The sequence below is a fragment of the Halomicronema sp. CCY15110 genome (assembly GCF_016888165.1).
Classification (GTDB): Bacteria; Cyanobacteriota; Cyanobacteriia; order Phormidesmidales; family Phormidesmidaceae; genus Halomicronema.
The window spans coordinates 1-17,343 of the sequence record NZ_JACSWC010000106.1 but is presented as its reverse complement, the minus strand read 5'-3'; the positions used below and the strand labels follow the sequence as shown (position 1 = coordinate 17,343).

At 54.0% G+C, this 17,343-nt stretch carries 16 protein-coding genes and 1 pseudogene; 10 read left to right on the top strand and 7 right to left on the bottom strand.

The features are described from left to right. Positions 1-558: 558 nt before the first annotated feature. Positions 559-1,350: an MOSC domain-containing protein gene (locus JUK32_RS01395; RefSeq protein WP_204137067.1), complete on the top strand. Its 792-nt coding sequence runs from the start codon at positions 559-561 to the stop codon at positions 1,348-1,350. A 174-nt stretch (positions 1,351-1,524) separates the two neighbouring features. Here the strand turns inward: JUK32_RS01395 and JUK32_RS01390 are convergent, their stop codons facing one another. From JUK32_RS01390 to JUK32_RS01380, 3 genes are all read right to left on the bottom strand, one after another. After that, on the bottom strand, positions 1,525-2,424 hold the full coding sequence (locus JUK32_RS01390; RefSeq protein WP_204137066.1) for an alpha/beta fold hydrolase: 900 nt from the start codon (positions 2,422-2,424) through the stop codon (positions 1,525-1,527). 21 nt (positions 2,425-2,445) lie between these two features. Then, positions 2,446-3,252 carry a type 1 glutamine amidotransferase gene (locus JUK32_RS01385; protein ID WP_204137065.1) on the bottom strand — a complete coding sequence of 269 codons (807 nt, stop codon included), beginning with the start codon at positions 3,250-3,252 and terminating at the stop codon, positions 2,446-2,448. A gap of 151 nt (positions 3,253-3,403) precedes the next feature. Then, a complete protein-coding gene (locus JUK32_RS01380; protein ID WP_204137064.1) occupies positions 3,404-4,297 on the bottom strand; it encodes a phytanoyl-CoA dioxygenase family protein in 894 nt (297 codons plus the stop codon). Positions 4,298-4,377: 80 nt separating this feature from the next. Between JUK32_RS01380 and JUK32_RS01375 the strand changes: the two genes are divergently transcribed. After that, complete coding sequence (locus JUK32_RS01375) at positions 4,378-4,803, top strand: four helix bundle protein (protein ID WP_239112214.1); 426 nt, start codon at positions 4,378-4,380, stop codon at positions 4,801-4,803. A gap of 54 nt (positions 4,804-4,857) precedes the next feature. Here JUK32_RS01375 and JUK32_RS01370 read toward each other — a convergent pair whose 3' ends face one another. The 3 genes from JUK32_RS01370 to JUK32_RS01360 form a co-directional block, all read right to left on the bottom strand. Then, on the bottom strand, positions 4,858-5,748 hold the full coding sequence (locus tag JUK32_RS01370; RefSeq protein WP_239112213.1) for a phytanoyl-CoA dioxygenase family protein: 891 nt from the start codon (positions 5,746-5,748) through the stop codon (positions 4,858-4,860). Further along, the gene (locus JUK32_RS01365) at positions 5,749-7,086 is read right to left on the bottom strand and encodes a glutamine synthetase family protein (protein WP_204137063.1); all 1,338 of its coding nucleotides are present in this window, start codon (positions 7,084-7,086) and stop codon (positions 5,749-5,751) included. Positions 7,087-7,290: 204 nt separating this feature from the next. Further along, a complete protein-coding gene (locus tag JUK32_RS01360) occupies positions 7,291-8,106 on the bottom strand; it encodes a DUF6885 family protein (protein ID WP_204137062.1) in 816 nt (271 codons plus the stop codon). A gap of 279 nt (positions 8,107-8,385) precedes the next feature. On the opposite strand from JUK32_RS01360, the gene JUK32_RS01355 reads away from it, so the two are divergent. The 4 genes from JUK32_RS01355 to JUK32_RS01340 all read left to right on the top strand — a co-directional run bounded on the left by JUK32_RS01355 (position 8,386) and on the right by JUK32_RS01340 (position 13,243). Continuing rightward, positions 8,386-9,300, top strand: a complete 915-nt coding sequence (locus tag JUK32_RS01355; protein ID WP_204137061.1) for a fatty acid desaturase — start codon at positions 8,386-8,388, stop codon at positions 9,298-9,300. A 393-nt stretch (positions 9,301-9,693) separates the two neighbouring features. Beyond that, positions 9,694-11,196 carry a glutamine synthetase family protein gene (locus tag JUK32_RS01350; protein WP_204137060.1) on the top strand — a complete coding sequence of 501 codons (1,503 nt, stop codon included), beginning with the start codon at positions 9,694-9,696 and terminating at the stop codon, positions 11,194-11,196. 1,183 nt (positions 11,197-12,379) lie between these two features. Continuing rightward, positions 12,380-12,790: an AraC family transcriptional regulator gene (locus tag JUK32_RS01345; RefSeq protein WP_204137059.1), complete on the top strand. Its 411-nt coding sequence runs from the start codon at positions 12,380-12,382 to the stop codon at positions 12,788-12,790. Positions 12,791-12,862: 72 nt separating this feature from the next. Continuing rightward, positions 12,863-13,243: a VOC family protein gene (locus JUK32_RS01340; protein ID WP_204137058.1), complete on the top strand. Its 381-nt coding sequence runs from the start codon at positions 12,863-12,865 to the stop codon at positions 13,241-13,243. 391 nt (positions 13,244-13,634) lie between these two features. Here the strand turns inward: JUK32_RS01340 and JUK32_RS01335 are convergent, their stop codons facing one another. Continuing rightward, complete coding sequence (locus JUK32_RS01335) at positions 13,635-14,222, bottom strand: TetR/AcrR family transcriptional regulator (RefSeq protein ID WP_204137057.1); 588 nt, start codon at positions 14,220-14,222, stop codon at positions 13,635-13,637. Positions 14,223-14,341: 119 nt separating this feature from the next. Here JUK32_RS01335 and JUK32_RS01330 point away from each other — a divergent pair, with 119 nt between their 5' ends. The 4 genes and pseudogenes from JUK32_RS01330 to JUK32_RS01315 all read left to right on the top strand — a co-directional run bounded on the left by JUK32_RS01330 (position 14,342) and on the right by JUK32_RS01315 (position 17,268). Next, the gene (locus JUK32_RS01330; protein ID WP_204137056.1) at positions 14,342-15,016 is read left to right on the top strand and encodes a GNAT family N-acetyltransferase; all 675 of its coding nucleotides are present in this window, start codon (positions 14,342-14,344) and stop codon (positions 15,014-15,016) included. Positions 15,017-15,029: 13 nt separating this feature from the next. Beyond that, positions 15,030-15,726: pseudogene (locus JUK32_RS01325) on the top strand (SDR family NAD(P)-dependent oxidoreductase). Positions 15,727-15,868: 142 nt separating this feature from the next. Beyond that, on the top strand, positions 15,869-16,690 hold the full coding sequence (locus JUK32_RS01320) for an alpha/beta hydrolase (protein ID WP_375541545.1): 822 nt from the start codon (positions 15,869-15,871) through the stop codon (positions 16,688-16,690). 95 nt (positions 16,691-16,785) lie between these two features. Continuing rightward, entirely contained in the window at positions 16,786-17,268 is a 483-nt protein-coding gene (locus tag JUK32_RS01315; RefSeq protein ID WP_204137054.1) for a GNAT family N-acetyltransferase, read from the top strand. Positions 17,269-17,343 lie beyond the last annotated feature (75 nt).

Genomic DNA, 17,343 nt, shown 5'->3' with positions numbered 1-17,343 from the left:
AGTTCTCGAAAGTGACGACTTTCTCACGATGAGACTACCGATACTTTGCTCCCAAAACTTTTCTGCACCAGTGAGGATATAACGTCAGATAGCTCTGAACAGTGTTCATTTAAAGGAATCAATGAAGATCTCCAGCATATGCCTAATAACTGATTAGAGAGAGGCTTTCCACCTAAAGCGATGGGATTAAAAGCCATTGAAACACTCGTATTTTAAGGCTTTTGATGGCTTCTGAAGCCATTATTGAGATGGGTGATTAGGTGGAACGAGATAGAAACAACGCAAAAAGGGTTGTGGCTGTCAATGTGCAAATCTCTGACTCCGCTTCAATACTCAACGGCCTCAGGCAAAACAGAAACTGGTGCGGCGTTGGCCAGATGTCGTCGGTAGGGGGGCAAAGGTTTTGCAGGTCGTAGTCGATGGATTGAGCGGAAGGCGATCGCGAATTGCCAGCAACGCTACAGCGAAGAACTGTCAGCGCGCCCACAATAACCCACAATAAGCTAACGCCTAAAGTGAGCTTGCGGAACTGCACATGATGATTGGAGCCTCTTACTGATGACGATTGTGGGCATGGTTGAGAGTATTTGGCGCTACCCAGTCAAGAGCATGATGGGGGAGATGCTGGAGGAAGCGTTTGTTTCCTTTGCTGGCGTGATGGGCGATCGCGTCTATGGCGTGGTCACAGAAAAGGGCAATCCCGGTTTTCCGTGGTTCACGGGTCGTGACCAAGAATCTCTGCTGCTGTACAAACCCCGCTACAAAGAAGCGGCGGTCACGGTCAAGCCGGGCAATCTGGCAGCGGCCCAAAAAATGGCCCCCGGAATTAATCCGCTGTATCCAGATGGCGAGCAGTTCTCAATAGACGTAGAAACGCCGAACGGTGAAACCTACAGCATTGACGATGCGGCTTTTCTGGAGCATCTGCAAACCCTGGCAAACGACCCCACCCTTAAATTGCACTTTACCCAGCGAGGCCAGTTCGACTGTCGCCCGCTAACGCTATTTTCGACTCAACTTAGCGAGTCGCTGACTCAAGAATTAGGCACCGAAATTGATAAACGGCGCTTTCGCTCTAACTTTTACGTCACTTGGAACGAAGACAAACCGCCAGTGTATGAGAAGGAGCTCATCGGTCAGCGATTGAAAATCGGCGACACGTTGGTAGTGACGATTTTAGAGCGCGACCCCCGCTGCAAAATGATTACCCTTGACCCGGATACTTCAGAGGCCAACCCCGAAATCATTAAGCATGTGGCCAACGCCCACGAAGGCTATGCCGGAGTGTATGGGGCGGTTTTGGTCGAGGGGGTAGTGAAGGCAGGCGATGCGATCGCGCTGCTGGACTGACCGATCAAATATTAGGCGGTAGACCCGGCAGATAGTCAAGAGTAGTCCAAAGAAATAATCGTCCCTCGTCATGCCAGATGTTTCGACTCCGCTGCGCTGCGCTCAACATGACCGGTTATGTCATTCCGACCAACGGGAGGAATCCCGGTTGGATCACTTTTTACTTGGAACACTTCAAGTCGGTGACTGGGGTGCGATCGCCAAAAACTCCAGCACTGCGGCGGCAAACGCTGCGGGTGCATCTTGTTGTACCCAGTGCGAAGCCCCGTCGATCGGTTTGAATACCGCTCCGGGAATCTCACTCGCGAGTTGCCTCCCATCTTCCGATTTTTGCCACGGATCATCCATCCCCCAGAGAATCAGGGTTGGCGCAGTGATTCGGCCATGTCGATCGACTAACGCCATCGTTTGGTTAGCGTTCAGCGCGGCGGCATTGCGCAGCAAACTTAACTTGCCTGTTTCACTAGCCCACGGGGCAATGATGCCAGCCCGAAATGCTGGAGTTAATCGACTGTGGTCTGACAGGCCAGCAGCCAGGCTTTCCTCTAGGGCTGCGATTAAATCAGCGAGTGGCCGAGACTGCCATCTCAGGGGATGTCCCAAATCCAGCATGTCATCATCAAATCGGTCGTAACAGACGGCATTGGTGATCACTAGCCGATTGACTCGCGGTTGATGCTCGATCGCCAAAATGAGCGCCACGGCACCGCCCGTATCGTGACCGACCACATCCACGCCATCTAATTGCAGGACATCGAGCAAGGCTACGATCATCCACGCCTGGTCTTGAAAGGAACGGTCGAAGCGATCGCGGCGATCGGACCAGCCATGGCCCAAAAAATCCGGCGCAATCACTCGATATCCCGCTTGGGTCAGCAGCGGAATGACCGCGTGATACAGGTAGCCCCAGGTCGGTATGCCATGCATCAAGAGCACCGTACCGTTGAGCGCCTGACCCATATCGATGTAGCGGATCGTAACGGGGATGTGAGCAACCGTTCCGGCTGGGAGTTCGATTTCCGTTTGCGCAGCTTTGAACGCTTCCCACGTGGCCCAAGTCGTTAATGGCTCCATCCTGTCAATCTTTGCCTCTGATTAAACGCTCAACTGGCCTAAGAAAAACCGAAATTGCTGCTGGGTTTGCCACACGTAATCGGTGGGGTTCCACAGGTTTTGCAAGCCGTAGTCGATGAGTTGAGCGGGGACGAGGCGATCTCGCCGTTCCACAATCATCATCCGCTCCAAAATCCAGGGATCGCGGGAATATTCGGGATGGCCGGAAAACACGAGAATATGGCCGCCCAGCATCCAGCCCAGATACTCCGTGACGCCGCTAGTGCCGAGCGATACCGCGCCGGGGGGCAGTTGGGTGACGCCGTCATTGTGGTGGACTTGGATCGCGTAGGAGGTGCGATCGCCGCCGAAATACTGCTGCGCCGCTTCAGTCAGGTTAATCGTCACCACCGATAGCTCTGTGCCCGGAGGATTCTTCTCGACCTTGCCGCCGATCGCTTGGGCCACAATCTGCGGCGCAAAGGAAAAGCCCGACAGCTTGATTTGGCGATCGTGGTAGTCCCGAATCACTTCTTGTAGCTGCAAAACCCAATCGTCTTGGTCGTAGGCCCCAGCGGCAGAGCCCGAAATGACGATGCCGTCTAACTCCGCCAGTTCCGCATCCGTCGGATAGTGACCTTTGCGGGGCTCGTACTTGATCAGCTCTACCTGGGTCAGCTCCACACCGCCTAAGTCTTCTGGCTGGCTCTGTTCACACACCTCGTCAAAGAGTTGGCAGTGCATGGTGTAAAAGCCGTCGGGATAGCGCTCCAAAAGTTCGGGAGCCCACCAGCGCAGGTCGTCGGTGCCAACATCGAAGCTTGCTAAGCGGAGAGTTTTAGAAGGCATGTTAAGGGGTGATGGAGTGGCGGGGTGGGGGAGTAAGGGGGTGATGGGGTAGGGGCGAGGCATTCTCGATGAAACGTTTTGGCCATACCGATTGGTGATTTCGAGAATGCCTCGCCCGTACAGGAGTATGGCGGTGAGATCGCTGAAATCCTTACGAAATCGCCAGCGCCTCCTGGCAATAATCTTTGAGGAAAGGAGTACGGTACCCATCAGCACTCCACAAAACCGGAAAGTAGCTTTCATGCATTTCCAGATTACCCATGCGGCGATAGCGGTTGAAGATAAAGCCCGTGCCGACCCCGAGGGGCTGAAACTTCGCGTCCATCGGCAAGGTACTGACGGCAAAACTGCGGCGAGTTTGAGAGTCCGTCTGGTTGCGTCCCGAGCCGTGCCACAGGTCGCCGTGGAGAAAGACAGCGCTACCGGGGGACAATTCTACGGGCATAGTTTCGGGGCTGGCGACTCCGGCTTCTTGGGCAGCGGCGAAGAGGGGTGCGCGGTAGTCGTCTTTGGGCGCGTGGAGAAAACGCACCTGGTCGGAGCAATCCCAGCGGTGAGAGCCAGGGACAATCTCCAGGGTGCCAGCCGCGTGAGTGCAGTCGCTGAGGGCAATCCAGCAGGTCACCATTGAGGGCGGATCGATGACTGAGGCGTAGGTGTTGTTGCGGTGGAAGGTGACTTCTGGGGCATCCGGGGGCTTAATCCAGCAGGCATCGAGGCCGTAGCGGCCACCGTCCCAGCCCATCAAAGTGGCGTTGAGGCGAGCGATTTCCCCAGATAGGGCATAGTTGGCGACAGTGCGATCGCAGCGCCACATCCCGCTCATCTGGCGGGTCGCATTGGGCTGACTGAGTCCGGGGCGACCATACCACTCGTCGGGGTAAATGCCCGTCTCAAACTGCGTGTTGAAGAGTGGGTCGAAGCGATCGCTCAGCTCCGTAATCTGCTCTGGAGTCAATACGTTATCCAACACCAAATATCCTTGGCCTTGGAACTGGGCGATTTGTTCGGGGGTGAAGGTGCGGCGGGTTTCTACTGTAGACATCGTTATGGATGATGGGGCGAGGGAGTGTGGGAGTGAATGGGTGACGAGGCGAACGGATAATCGAGTATTGGAGGAGTGAGTTGGGAATTATCAGGAGAGATTTTTGGGCAATCTACGTGGGCCAAAAGGTAGTACAGGTGCATGGAGATTTGGACGTTTATCGCTTGGCTTTCGATGCGGCGATGCAAATTTTCGAGGCTTCTAAACGTTTCCCGACCGAAGAGCGGTTTGCTCTGACCGATCAAATTCGCCGTTCCTCAAGATCTGTGTGCGCTAACTTGGGTGAAGCTTGGCGGAAGCGTTGTTACCAGGCTGCCTTCATTGCGAAACTTTCCGATTCAGAGGCCGAAGCCGCAGAAACTCAAATATGGATTGAATTCGCCGTGAAATGTGGATATTTAGACCGTGATACTGGCAAAGCTTTATACCAGGTCTACAACCAGATTTTGGGAAAGCTTGTGAGCATGATCAACAACGCATCTCAATGGATTATCAAAACCTCCTAACATCCATCACTCCCGCACTCCCGCACTCCCCCACTCCCCTGCTCCCCCACTCCCTTACTCAACACTGCCGCAATACTCAGCCAAAAACGGGCTCCGGTAGCCATCCTCGCGCCAGACAATGGGGAAGAAGCTTTCGTCCATGGTGTCGTCGCCGTGGCGCTTGTACTTGCCGGCAATGTAGCCGCCCGGCACATAGGTATCAAAGGGCTTAAACCGCGACTCAGCCGGAATATAAGAGAGCACCAAACTGCGACGCACTACATCCATCTGGTTAGCCCCTGACCCATGCCAGGCGTTGCCGTGATGGAAGACACAGCCCCCCGGCGGAATATCCAGCTGTACCACTTCCGGCTGCGCAACCCCAGCCCGCTGAGCGGCTCGTTCCATGTCGGCTAGGTAGATTTTGTCCTGGTTGTGAAACTCGGGCACCGCTGCCGACATGGCCCAACGGTGAGAGCCCCGCGCGTATTCAATGGTGCTGGCTCCGGCGACGGCGTGGCTGAGGGCAATCCAGCAGGTGACGGTGCCCGGTGGGGTGTGGTAATTGATATACATGGAATCTTGGTGCAGGGTGGTTTCCTTAGCACCGGGGGGTTTGATCCACATGCCATCGGCCAAAAATCGAGCGCCCGACCAGCCCTCTAGGGCGGCGGCCATCTGGCCAATTTGGGCCGACATCAGCACCGAGGCTAGGGTGCGATCGCACCGCCACACTCCGGTCATTTGCCCCGCCGCCCCAGGCTTGCCCAGATAAGGGTTCCAGTGCCACTCTTCGGGATAGACGCCCGTTTCAAACTCGCCGGCAAACAGCGGCTCAAATCGTTCCACCAGCCGCTCTACCAGGGCCGGGGCAAGCAGGTCTTTCACCACGACAAAGCCGTCCTGGTGGTATTGGGCAATCTGTTCATCCGTTAACGGCGATCGCGTTTGGGTTGGCATCGTCATCTAATAAACCTCTAAATATTCGGCGACTTCCCAATCGGTAATGTGGTCGTGAAAGCGGGCCAGCTCAAACTGCTTCACGGTCGTGAATAGTTGGCAAAACTCTGGCCCCAACATTTCTTGCATCGCTGTATCGGCTGCCAAAGCATCCAGAGCCGCATCCAGGGTTTTGGGAAAGGGCGGCAGACTCGCATCATCCTCACTGGGGCCATCCACCATCGGCGACAATTCCCGCTGTTCTTTGAGACCCAGGAGTCCCGCCGCCAAGGTGGCTGCCGCGCTCAGATACGGGTTGCTGAGACCCGAAGCCGCCCGCATTTCCAAGTGGGTGCCTTCATCCCCCGTCGCCTTAACCCGCACCATCGCCGTGCGATCTTCAATGCCCCAGCTAATGTTTGACGGGGCAAAGGTGTGGGGCTTTAACCGCCGATAGCAGTTGGGGGTAGGGCCGATCAGCGGCATCATCGCCGGAGCGTGATCGAGGATGCCCTGCACAAAAGATTTTGCCGTCGCCGACAGGCCATTGGGCGCATCGGGATCAAGAAATACGTTGACGCCATCTTGCCACAGGCTGAGGTGGAAATGGCAGCAGCAGCCCGCCAGACCCGCAAAGGGTTTGGACATAAAGCTGGCGTGATAGCCCAGGTGGTGAGCAATTTCCTTCACCGCATTTTTGAAGGTAAAAGCTTTGTCAGCTCCATGAATGCCCACGCCAGGGCCAAAGTTGATCTCGAACTGGGAGGGCGCGTATTCACAGTTGTGGGTAATCACATCAATGCCCGCCGCCTGCAAATAGTCGAGCATTTGGGAGATTTCGGGCACGTACTGGTTGCGGATGTGGTTGAAAATGTGCAATCCGTCAAACAGCGGCTGGTGGGTTTCCTTATCCAGCAGATAAAACTCAAATTCATGGCCCATCATCACGTCAAAGCCCATTTGCTTAGCGCGATCGAGCAGCGACTTGAGCACGTAGCGCGGTGCCGCTAGCAGCGGTTCGTCGGCAGCCCAGTAGGCATCGCACACCACCTTGGCGGTGCTAGCCATCCACGGTACTGGGGTGCAGCTACTGATGTCGGGAAACAGCAGATGATCGCGGTATTTACGCTCTTCGTGGTAGCCCGAAGCCGACACGACCGAAGACGCGGTATCTAGCGCCAGGGTGCCGCCGTAAAAATTGAGTCCCTTACGGGCGTAGCCCTCAACTTTAGCGATGGGAATCACTTTCAAGCGGGAAACGCCGTGGAGATCCGGCAGCTCAAACCGGACGTATTTAACGCCTTGTTGTTGCAAAGACTCGACCCAGTCGGCAATGGTTTCGGGGGCAGAGGTGGCTACAACCATGAGCGATCGCTTTCTAAGAGAACAGTTCTTAATCTGCTGGAGGATGCGGTTTGGCGTTGTATCGATAGGGACAAAATGGGTGACGGGGTGATGGGGTGATGGGGTGATGGGGTGATGGGGTGATGGATTAACTACTCCCTCACTCCCCTACTCCCCTACTCCCCTACTCCCCTACTCCCCCACTCCCCCACTCCCCCACTCCCCTTACTCCTTCACCGAATCGGGAGTGCCGTTATCCCAAGGTTCGATGCGGAATGCGGCTTTTTCTAGAAGTGGAATGAGTTGAGATCGCCGCTCTGACTCGATAAACAGCGCTATGCCGCCTTCTGTAGGCAAATCAGGGCGCTGGAGGGCGGCGGCCAAAGCGGCGGGGGGCTGTAGGTGCAAGCCTTGCCAGCCAAAGTGGGGATAGGTATCGAGGACAGCATACAGATCAGCAGCGTCGCCTTGAAGCTGTCCAGCCAGCAGGGCAAAGTGGCCAACCTTCCAGTCGGCGGCGGGGGAAGTCAGCGGTTCGCCTTGCAAGTAGGTGAGTAGCTGGAGCGGCGTGAGGCGGGAACCCCAAAAGTAGCTGGTGTGAACGTTGAGTAGCGGCACGGCTTGCCATTCGGGATGGGTTTGGCAGAGGTCAAATAAAGAAGCTAAGCCGACGATCCAGTTATTGATTTGCAGTGGCAGCAGGCAAAAGCGCCCGTGACTGAGTTGCTCAGTTGCCTGCATCAGCCCGGTAATGGCGGTGCCGCAAATCTCTAAGTTAGGGACGGTGGGAAGGCGATCGTATCCTGCTCCAAAACGGGAGGTCGCGCCAGGAGGTAACCAGTTCTCCGGATCGCCCTGACTAGGCAGGAGGGTGGATGCGGCCAGCGCGACCTCTACCGCTGAGACTCCGAGTTGGCCATAGGCTTGCAGCAGTAAAGCAACCCAGTAAGGGCCGCAGAGATTATCGGGTTGCTGCCCGGCTTTTTCATGGCGGGGTAGCAACGCTTCGAGGTAGGGATAAAGCGTGAGGTTGAGTTGCATGGGCGCATCCACAACATATCAAAAAATCATGACAGTTTTAGACTTGTGCGGCTTGTGCCGGGAGGGGCAAATTGCTTCTGAAATGGGGAGTTCAGGCTTTTGGGTTCATGCCATCATCGCCAAGTTTCTAGATGTTAGAGCTACCCCCAGCCCAGAGGGAGGGCTTTAAAATTCAAATCAGAAGGTATCACTCCGACGAAAGACCAGCCAAGACATTTGCGGCTGAAGACTAGCACCTTACTACACCCAGAGTAATCTGTTGTGAAAGGAAATTCGGCCATGACATCACCGATCAAGACGACCAATCCCAGACAACTGCTACCGACCGATGACCTGAAGCAACTCAATAGCCGTTCTGACCTCAAAGGTGGGGTGCAGTTTATTGGGCACCTGTTGATCATTGGACTGAGTGGCTACCTGTGGGCGACTCAGCGCGGCCATTGGGCGATCGCCATCCCGGCTCTCGTGATTTACGGCTTTAGTCTGGCGACCATGTTTGCCGCCGTGCATGAATGCGCTCACCGCACCGCCTTTGCCAGCAACTGGCTGAATGACGGCCTCGGCTGGCTGGCGGGGGTGTTGTCTTTTTACAACTGTGCCTTTTATCGCCGTTATCACAAATGGCACCATCGCTACACCCAGATTGCGGGCAAAGACCCGGAGCTGGAAGATCCTAAGCCCACGACCTTGAGGGAGTATGTGTGGCAGGTCAGCGGACTGCCCTGGTGGCTCGGCAAAATTAAGAACCACTGGCGCGTCGCTACCGGCGATATGGCCGATATGCCCTACATCGCTGACGATGCTTACGGGATTGTGATGCGGGCAACCTGGTTGCAACTGGGAGTGTATGGGGGGGCGATCGCGGCTTCCGTCTTGGCTCATCAGCCCTGGTTTTTGCTGTATTGGGTGCTGCCGCTAGCGGTGGGACAACCTTTCTTGCGGATGATTCTGTTCGCGGAGCACACCAACTGCTCTGATGACGATAATCCTTTGACCAATACCCGGACGACTCTCACCCTGTGGCCGATCCGATTTCTGATGTGGAATATGCCTTACCACGCGGAGCATCACCTGTACCCGTCGATTCCCTTCCATCAGCTCGCAGCCGCGCATACTCACCTCGCGCCCCACTTTACTTACGTTGAGCCGGGGTATGTGCAGGTCAATCGCGAAATTCTTGCCAAGTTTGGCTAAACGGCTTCATGACCGCAGCCTTGCCGCCCCCTGCTATTGGGCAGTTTTCTCTCGTCCCCACTCATCTGGTCGCAGGGGCACGTAACGGTATCAGCTCAACGGTCAGATTTGAACGTAACCAACCCTCTGGCACTGCCGTTGGAAAAGTCAGTGGGATTTTCAGGGTTTAACTAAAGTTTCATGACTTAAGCCCCTGATTCTTCATTCCCGGTATCTGCAACTACAAAGTTGGTAGGGCAGTCCCGATTTACTAGCCACAAGACAATATAAAGATCTCATTTTTCTCGGCATATCTGAGAATTTGCATCCAGCTTGGAAACAATCAACGTTTCGCCTCAGCCCCAAGCTGAGGATTAGGATGCCGCCAAGACAGAGTACATCGGAGAATTGCTTGTGACTTCAGTTCTTTCTCAATCAGAGACGCTCACGCATTTAGAAGCCTACGTCGCGCAAGCTGAGCGCGCTGAGCTCGTCAAACAGGTACGGGCCAAAATTGATGAACTGGGCATTCAATACATCTATTACCAGTTCATTTCCGTGACGGGGAGAATCACGGGCAAAGGCGTGCCTGCCTCGCACTGGGAGAGTACTGCCGAGCGGGGCATTCAGCTCGTTTATGGGGCGATGGCGAATCTGTTTTTAGACCGCTATGGCAACTACATCGGGTACGGCCCAGAAGCTTCAGAGTTGGTCGCCATTCCGGACCCCGATACCTTCTGCCAACTGCCTTGGGATAAGCGAGTCGCGCGAGTGTACTGCACCTGTTTCCGCAATCGGGAAGAGCCGGAAGCACCGGGAGCCTATCTGACGGCGGACTGTCGTGGCAATTTGCGCCGCATCCACGAGCAGTTCCAGATGGAGCACAATGGGTTGCACTTGCGTCACGGCACCGAACCCGAAATGATGTGGCTCAAGAAAGGGCCAGATGGCAAACCCAATGGGGGAGCCACCCAGCCCTACTGCTATCACATCGACCAGTTTGAGCAGCTGCGACCGGTGGTGCTGAGAGTCATCGAATACTGCAACGCGATGGGTTTGGACATGATTCAAGGAGATCATGAGGATGCTCCTGGCCAACTCGAACTGAACTTTATGTTTGATGATGCGCTGCGCACCTGCGATCGCCTCACCACCTACCGCCAGATTTGTGCCCAGGTCGCGCGCGAGTTTGACCTCATTGCCTGCTTCATGTCGAAGCCGTTTATGGGCTTGTCGGCCAATGGCTGTCACCACAACCTCTCTTTGTGGTACGGCGGCGACGATACGGTTAATGACCTGGGGCTGGAGACCTTGCCGGGAGCCGAGGGTGTTTTCCGCTATCGCAAAGGCGGCGAAAATACTTTTCTGCCCGATCCTGAACTCAGCAAAACTAAGCCTGGCCCCATTGGTTTGCAATCGATTGGGGGCGTAATTGAGCACTTGGGAGCATTGACCGCGATCGGGTGCTCTACCGTAAATTCGTATCGCCGCCTGTGGGATACGGGACTGTGGGCCCCTGTGTATGCCGATTGGGGCTTCCAAAACCGCACCTGTGGGTTGCGCGTCTCTGCCCCCGGACGGTTTGAATACCGGGCGGTGGATTCGATGGTGAATCCTTACCTGATGGCAGCGGCCATCATCAAGGCGTTTGATGACGGCATCAAGCGTAATCTCGACCCCGGCGAACCCGAGGAGCGCAATCTGTACGAGGCGATGGAAGCCGGGAAGCAGGTGAAAAAGCTGCCGATGTCTCTGGGTGACGCGCTACAGCGATTGGATGAAGATGAGGTCATCAAATCGGCAATGCCAGGGGAAATGTATCGGGTGTATTCCTGGTACAAGCGCGATGAGTGGGAAAAATTCTTGGCAACCACGACAGAATGGGATACCGAAATGTACCTGAGTTGCCTCCCCTAAATGATATGCCTGGTTGATTCATCGGGACAGGCATAGGACCAGAGGAGGGGTTTCCAGTTACATATGAGTCAAGTGACGACATTCTAGAGATGGGAGATGCCTCGTAAAAAGTCACATTCAACGCACAGCTCAAAGCTCCATCGTCCAAGATCAACCATGGGTCGAAACCCGCGCAGTGATTAGTCCCTTATCACAATGTCAAGCCCTTGACTGCGTTGGGGCAATCATTTGTGCGCTCTAGAGAGCCTTGAAATTGAGTGCTTCCTAATCGGGGTTTATAGTCTGAGATGAGGCGCACAACAAGGGTGAGGTGATGGTTAGCAAGTCCATTATCTATTCTGTCTGTAGATGATGATCCGGATGTATTGCAGGCGATCGCGTTTCCACTTTCACGACATGCCAGCTGACAGATCGGCATCGAAACACAGAAGAAAGGGGGCGATCGCCGCGGGCTCTTTAACTGCAGATGAATGGGAACGGCCCCTCTCTCTGAAACGCTCATCGCCCAGGGATGTAGCTCGTTGAGGAACAGCATAGAGCGACGAATCCGTCGCCCATCGGCGGGCTCTGGGCGATCGAAGTCGTACTTCATCCGAATCGCACCGCGCACTTGCTCTCATAACTTCTTGGGTCGAGGTTCAGATTGCATCTAGGACTACCCGCAACGAACGATACTAAATAAACCCTAAGCAATCCAAAGCCCATCATGAAGGGCTGATTATACTGAACTCGTCTACCTAATCACCCATATCGGGGCGTTAGGCTGACGGATTTCCACCTAATCACCCCAGCAGCGAAGTTATGTGGAATGCGTCAGTCCAATAAATAGTTAGAACGCATGAACCTAGCTGAGATGTATAGCCCCATACGCGATGGAATCGATCGATCGGTTCATTTCGTAAAGTACTCAGAAGCGAAGCCCTGCGGCAGCCTCGCTGAATTGGTTCACTGCTATTGAGAACTCAGGACGGTCGCCAACCTGCCGGAGGATTTCCTATACCACGCGGTACCCGATGGGTGCGTGAATATTCTGTTCAACTAGACGGATACGACCATCGCGGGAGTAACCGCGCTTCGCACCGAGGCCGAAGTCTTGAACCTCGGCACGTCATTTCACTACGTAGGAGTTCAGTTCTATCCAGGGGTATGGCAGGGTAGAAGCGAGGAGATCTTCGATCGGTACGTGGGAACGCCCTATTCGGGATCTCTGCCGCTGGTAGAGGTGAGCAGAAAGATCGCGGAAGTGGGTTTCGACGAGAAGTTACCAGCGCTTTCGGAACTGGTGCAGTGGCTTCTCGGAGAGAAGTTGATCGTGACCAACATTGTGACCGTGAAGATCCTCTCGAATCTCGATCGGATCCGCAGCGTGGCGGACATGGCAAGACTGACGGAACTGTCGCCTCGTCAGCTTCAGCGCACGTTGAAACGAACGACGGGCCTGGCACCGCACGATCTTCTCAAGGTCCTGCGTGTGCAGCAGTCATTCAGAAAGCACTATCTAGACCTGTACTCAGACCAGTCGCATTACATCCATTCGTTCCGCAAGGTTACGGGGCACACACCCAAAACGTACGCAGCCAAATTCGATGTCTGATTTATACAATACGAGCAGCAGCGTGCTGGTCATACTGTGGTGGACATTCTTCAATCAACTAGGGAGAACACCATGGAAAAGCCAAATGCAATCGGATGGTTTGACATTTACGTAGAAGATATGGACCGAGCAGTTGCATTTTATGAGGGCGTATTCGGGCAGAAACTCGACGGGATGAATGACCCAACTGGCGAGACACAGATGATGAGCTTTCCTGCAAGTATGAGTGCCTACGGTGCGTCAGGTGCTCTAGTAAGATCGGAACATGCTCGACCGGGAGTCGGAGGCACGATGGTCTATTTCAGTGCTGAAGACTGCTCCGTACAAGAATCTCGAGTTGTTGCAGCAAAAGGCCGCATCGTCAGGCCAAAGTTCTCAATTGGGGACTTCGGTTGGGTGAGTCTATGTATGGACACTGAGGGCAATATGTTTGGGATCAACTCAAGGACGTGACTTGATGAGGCTCTCATCTGTTCAGTTGTGGTTTTCACGATGCTGGGCAAGGTGGTTGGCGAGTTCTAATCGGTCCGTCACGCGGACGTCGACGAGCAAGACTTGTCGGCGTCCGCTTATGGTGCTGCTGAGCCCCGTTCCGAATCGGCAAGCGGACTGTGCGCGCCATCCCGCGTTCTAACAAGCGCTTGCAGTGGACGAGCCCGCAGCTGTATTTTCGGCACTCCGCTGACTTCAGCGCACGCGGGCTCGGCACTGAAGCTCTGTCGTTAGGTAGCTTGAACTATTGATCGGGTTCTGAGCCAACTTCCACCCATCTCCATCAAGAAGGAGCCTGTAAAGCAGATGACTGCGATCGCCGAGCCTAGTATCTGAAATTCGATAATTGAGTTTAACTGCGGTGTCGCTCTAGTAATGTTTCTACTAAAGATTGCGCTGTTTTCAGTCGATCGGGATCATTCGACTGTGCCACCCAAGCTGCTAAATCATTGAGCGAACCATTGACCAAGTGAGCGAATCCCTCTGCATCGATCGTGTTTAGCTCACCTTCAGTGACTGCAATCTGGATGGACTCCCGGAGCAAAGCAAAGCCATACTGATCGATTGCAGCCAGGTCATCTGCTGCCAAAACGGCTGGGGCTTCAACAAAAACCAAACGCCGTAGTTCTTCCTGATGAGCGACTTCGAGAAATGCCTGACAGCCGACGATGAGTTGCTGCCAATTGGTGTCTAGGGTCTGAACTTTAGTTTGGATGTAGTCTGTGATCTCACCGTAGGCTTCAACGATGACCGCCTTAAACACGCCCAACTTATCATTGAATTGGTGATACAAGGCTCCCCGTGTAATGCCTAATTCGCTGATGATTTCTTCGGTTCCCGTAGCGGCATACCCTTTTGTGGCAAATAAGTGACGCGCTCGGTCAAGAATGGCGCGACGAGTGCGACGAGTTTGTTCCGCCTTGGTCAACTTGGCTGGCATGGTGAATAGCTCAATTTAACATTCAGACAGTATGTATCTTGACAAGAGCCGACTCTCTGGCTATTTTAGGATACATACAGATTGTATCTTTATGTGAGGGGTATCCTCAAAGGGGTTTTATGTTAGCCACCCTCAGCACCCGCAAGGCGACAACTGCCGATATTCCCTTCCTCGTCAGAATTGAATATGAGGCTTCGTTGCCGCCATTGAATCATTGCTTTTGGGAAGATCTATTGGACGGGACTGGAACCACTGCCTTGCAGTTCATTGAGGCAGAACTGAGGACAGGGGCTTCTAACTGGGGCAGTGTTGAAGATTTCCTGATCTTAGAAGCTGAAAGTAAGCCCGTTGCTGCTGCCGCAGGTTATGTGCCTGATCCGGAAGACTATTGCCCGTTGCGCCTGTCCCGTCTGGAGGCGATTGCCCACGAGTTGAAGTGGTCTACAGAAACCTTAACCATCTTTCGCGATCGCTATCTGGCACTTTGGGGAGGAGATTTGCGACCCTTTTTCCTCACACCCCAGGCAACCTGGATTATTGAAAATGTTGCCGTGTTGCCAGAAGCGCGGGGGCGAGGCTTTGGTAAAGCGCTACTCAGAGCCCTACTGGAGGAGGGACGATCGCAGCAGCATGACTTCGCTGGAATTATGGTGATCAACGGCAACGATGTCGCTCGCCATACCTATGAGTCCATTGGATTTAAGCCCTATCAAACCTTCCACGCCGATTACTTCTCGGAACAATTCAATATCGAGTTTCCGGGAGTGACGAAGTTTGGTCTACGCCTCAATTAACCGGAGAAAAACCATGTCTTTTAAGACCATCCTAGTGGCAGGAGCAAGTCGCGGCATTGGACTTGGGGTTGCAGACCATTTGATAGACCAGTGCGATCGCCTATTGGCAGTGTCTCGGACAGTAGCTCCGGTGGGTGAATGGGTGCAGGCAGATTTGTCTGACTTGGCAGGCATCGAAACGGTGGTCAACGCGATCGGGAATGATGCCTTAGATGCGTTGTTATATATGGGTGGAACCTGGGAAACCCACGCATTTACTCCTCAGTATCGCTTTGAAACCTGTTCTGATGAAGACATTGTTCGCGTGATTGCCGTCAATCTGGTCGCTCCCATTCGGTTAGTGAAGGCGTTATTACCTGCCCTGCGACGATCGGATAATCCAAAAATCATGTTCATGGGAGCGCTCTCAGGTCGAGATAATTTCCCAGGACGGGAGGTTGCCAATAGTGCATCCAAGTTTGGGCTGCGGGGAAGTGGTGCATTCCTTACGGGAAGAATTGCGATCGCAGCAGATTGGTGTAACGGTGATTAACCCTGGCAATGTTGGTACACCCGAAGTTCTGGCAGAGCTGGCAGCAGCCAAGCTGACGGGCGGTGAAGCCATCCCTCTCAGCGATCTTCTTGCGATCGTTGACTGTATTCTCTCTTTGTCACGAGCGACTTGTATTAAAGAGATTGATTTACCTGCAATGCTAGGTGAGGGAGCCTAGTGGAGCCTAAATTTATGACACTGGCGATTAGTTATGGCGATTATTGGATGAGTTGCCAGTTGCCAGCCACCTAACTTCACCGTTGCCAAACGCCTGGAAATTATTGAGGTGCTAGAACTAGCTGGATTTACTTGTGAGTTGGTTGCCATTGAGAAAACTACTTGTTGGGGAAATCAGTTGGCAAAGACTGGTGCGATCGCTGCTGTTTATTTACACCTGTTTCGCACTCTATGTCTTTTTTCGAGCCGACAGCATGATCTTTTTACCTCAGCCTGCGAGCTATCAAGACACTGAGGATGTGCTTAAAGTCCCTGCCACCCAGACCGAACAGATTTCGGCAACCTTCCTGCCGAATTCTGAATCGGCTTATACCTTGCTCTACATTCACGGGAATGCTGAAGATTTAGGCGATATTCGTCCCGTACTCGATCGCTTCCACAGCTGGGGGTTTAGTGTTTTTGCCTATGACTACCGGGGTTATGGCACCAGCGATGGTCAGCCCACAGAAAAGAACGCTTATCAAGATGCGGCTGCCGCTTATTCATACCTCACCCAACAGCTCCAAATCCCTCCCGAACAAATTATTGTGTACGGTCGCTCAGTGGGGGGCGGATCTGCCACTGAACTCGCGACTCGATATCCGATTGCGGGTTTGATTTTAGAGAGTACATTTACATCGGCTTTTCGGGTCGTTGTCCCGTTTCCCCTCCTTCCCTTCGACAAGTTTTCTAACCTGGACAAACTGCCAAAGGTGCGTTGTCCTGTTCTCATCATGCATGGTCAAGCGGATCAAACGATTCCGCCTGAGCACGGTCAAATCCTGTATGCAGCCGCATCGGAGCCGAAGCTGGCGCTGTGGGTCGCCGCCGCAGGGCATAATGATTTTACTTGGGTGGCCGGAGACCGCCATCGACAAGCGCTCTGGTCGTTTCAGCAACTGATCGAAACACCGCCACAAAAATAAGTCGCATCAGAAGCAGCAGGAAGTGACGCAAGCTCACTAATCGATGGAGTGGATTGTTCAGAGTATGGTGCTGCGCTGTCAGGAGTTCAACATTGATGTCCGTTCACATCCGTAAAGCAGAACCGCGCGATGCGGGGGCGATCGCGGCCTTTAACCAAGCGATGGCCAGAGAAACCGAAGGCAAAGCGTTGGTGCCCGAGGTCATCACCGCCGGGGTGAACGCCCTCATCCAAAACCCCTCGCTCGGGTTTTATCTCGTCGCGGAGACAGACTCTCAACTCGTGGCATCGTTGATGGTCACAATGGAGTGGAGTGATTGGCGTAACGGCCTGTTTTGGTGGATTCAAAGTGTTTTCGTGGCACCGGAGTACCGTCGTCAAGGCATTTATCGACAGCTATACGCCTGCGTGAAGGATTTGGCAGAGCAGGAGCCCAACGTCTGTGGATTTCGGCTATATGTTGAACGCGACAACATCCGAGCGCAACAAACGTACGCCGCACTGGGCATGACAGAAACCCCCTACCGCATCTTTGAAGCGATGCAACCAACCGTTAAGGAAACCCTAAGGGATCTGTAACTAAATAAAGTACCCGTTCAATCCGGTTGCGACTTCGCTCAACCTACCAGTATCGAGAGTTGAGCGGAGTCGAAA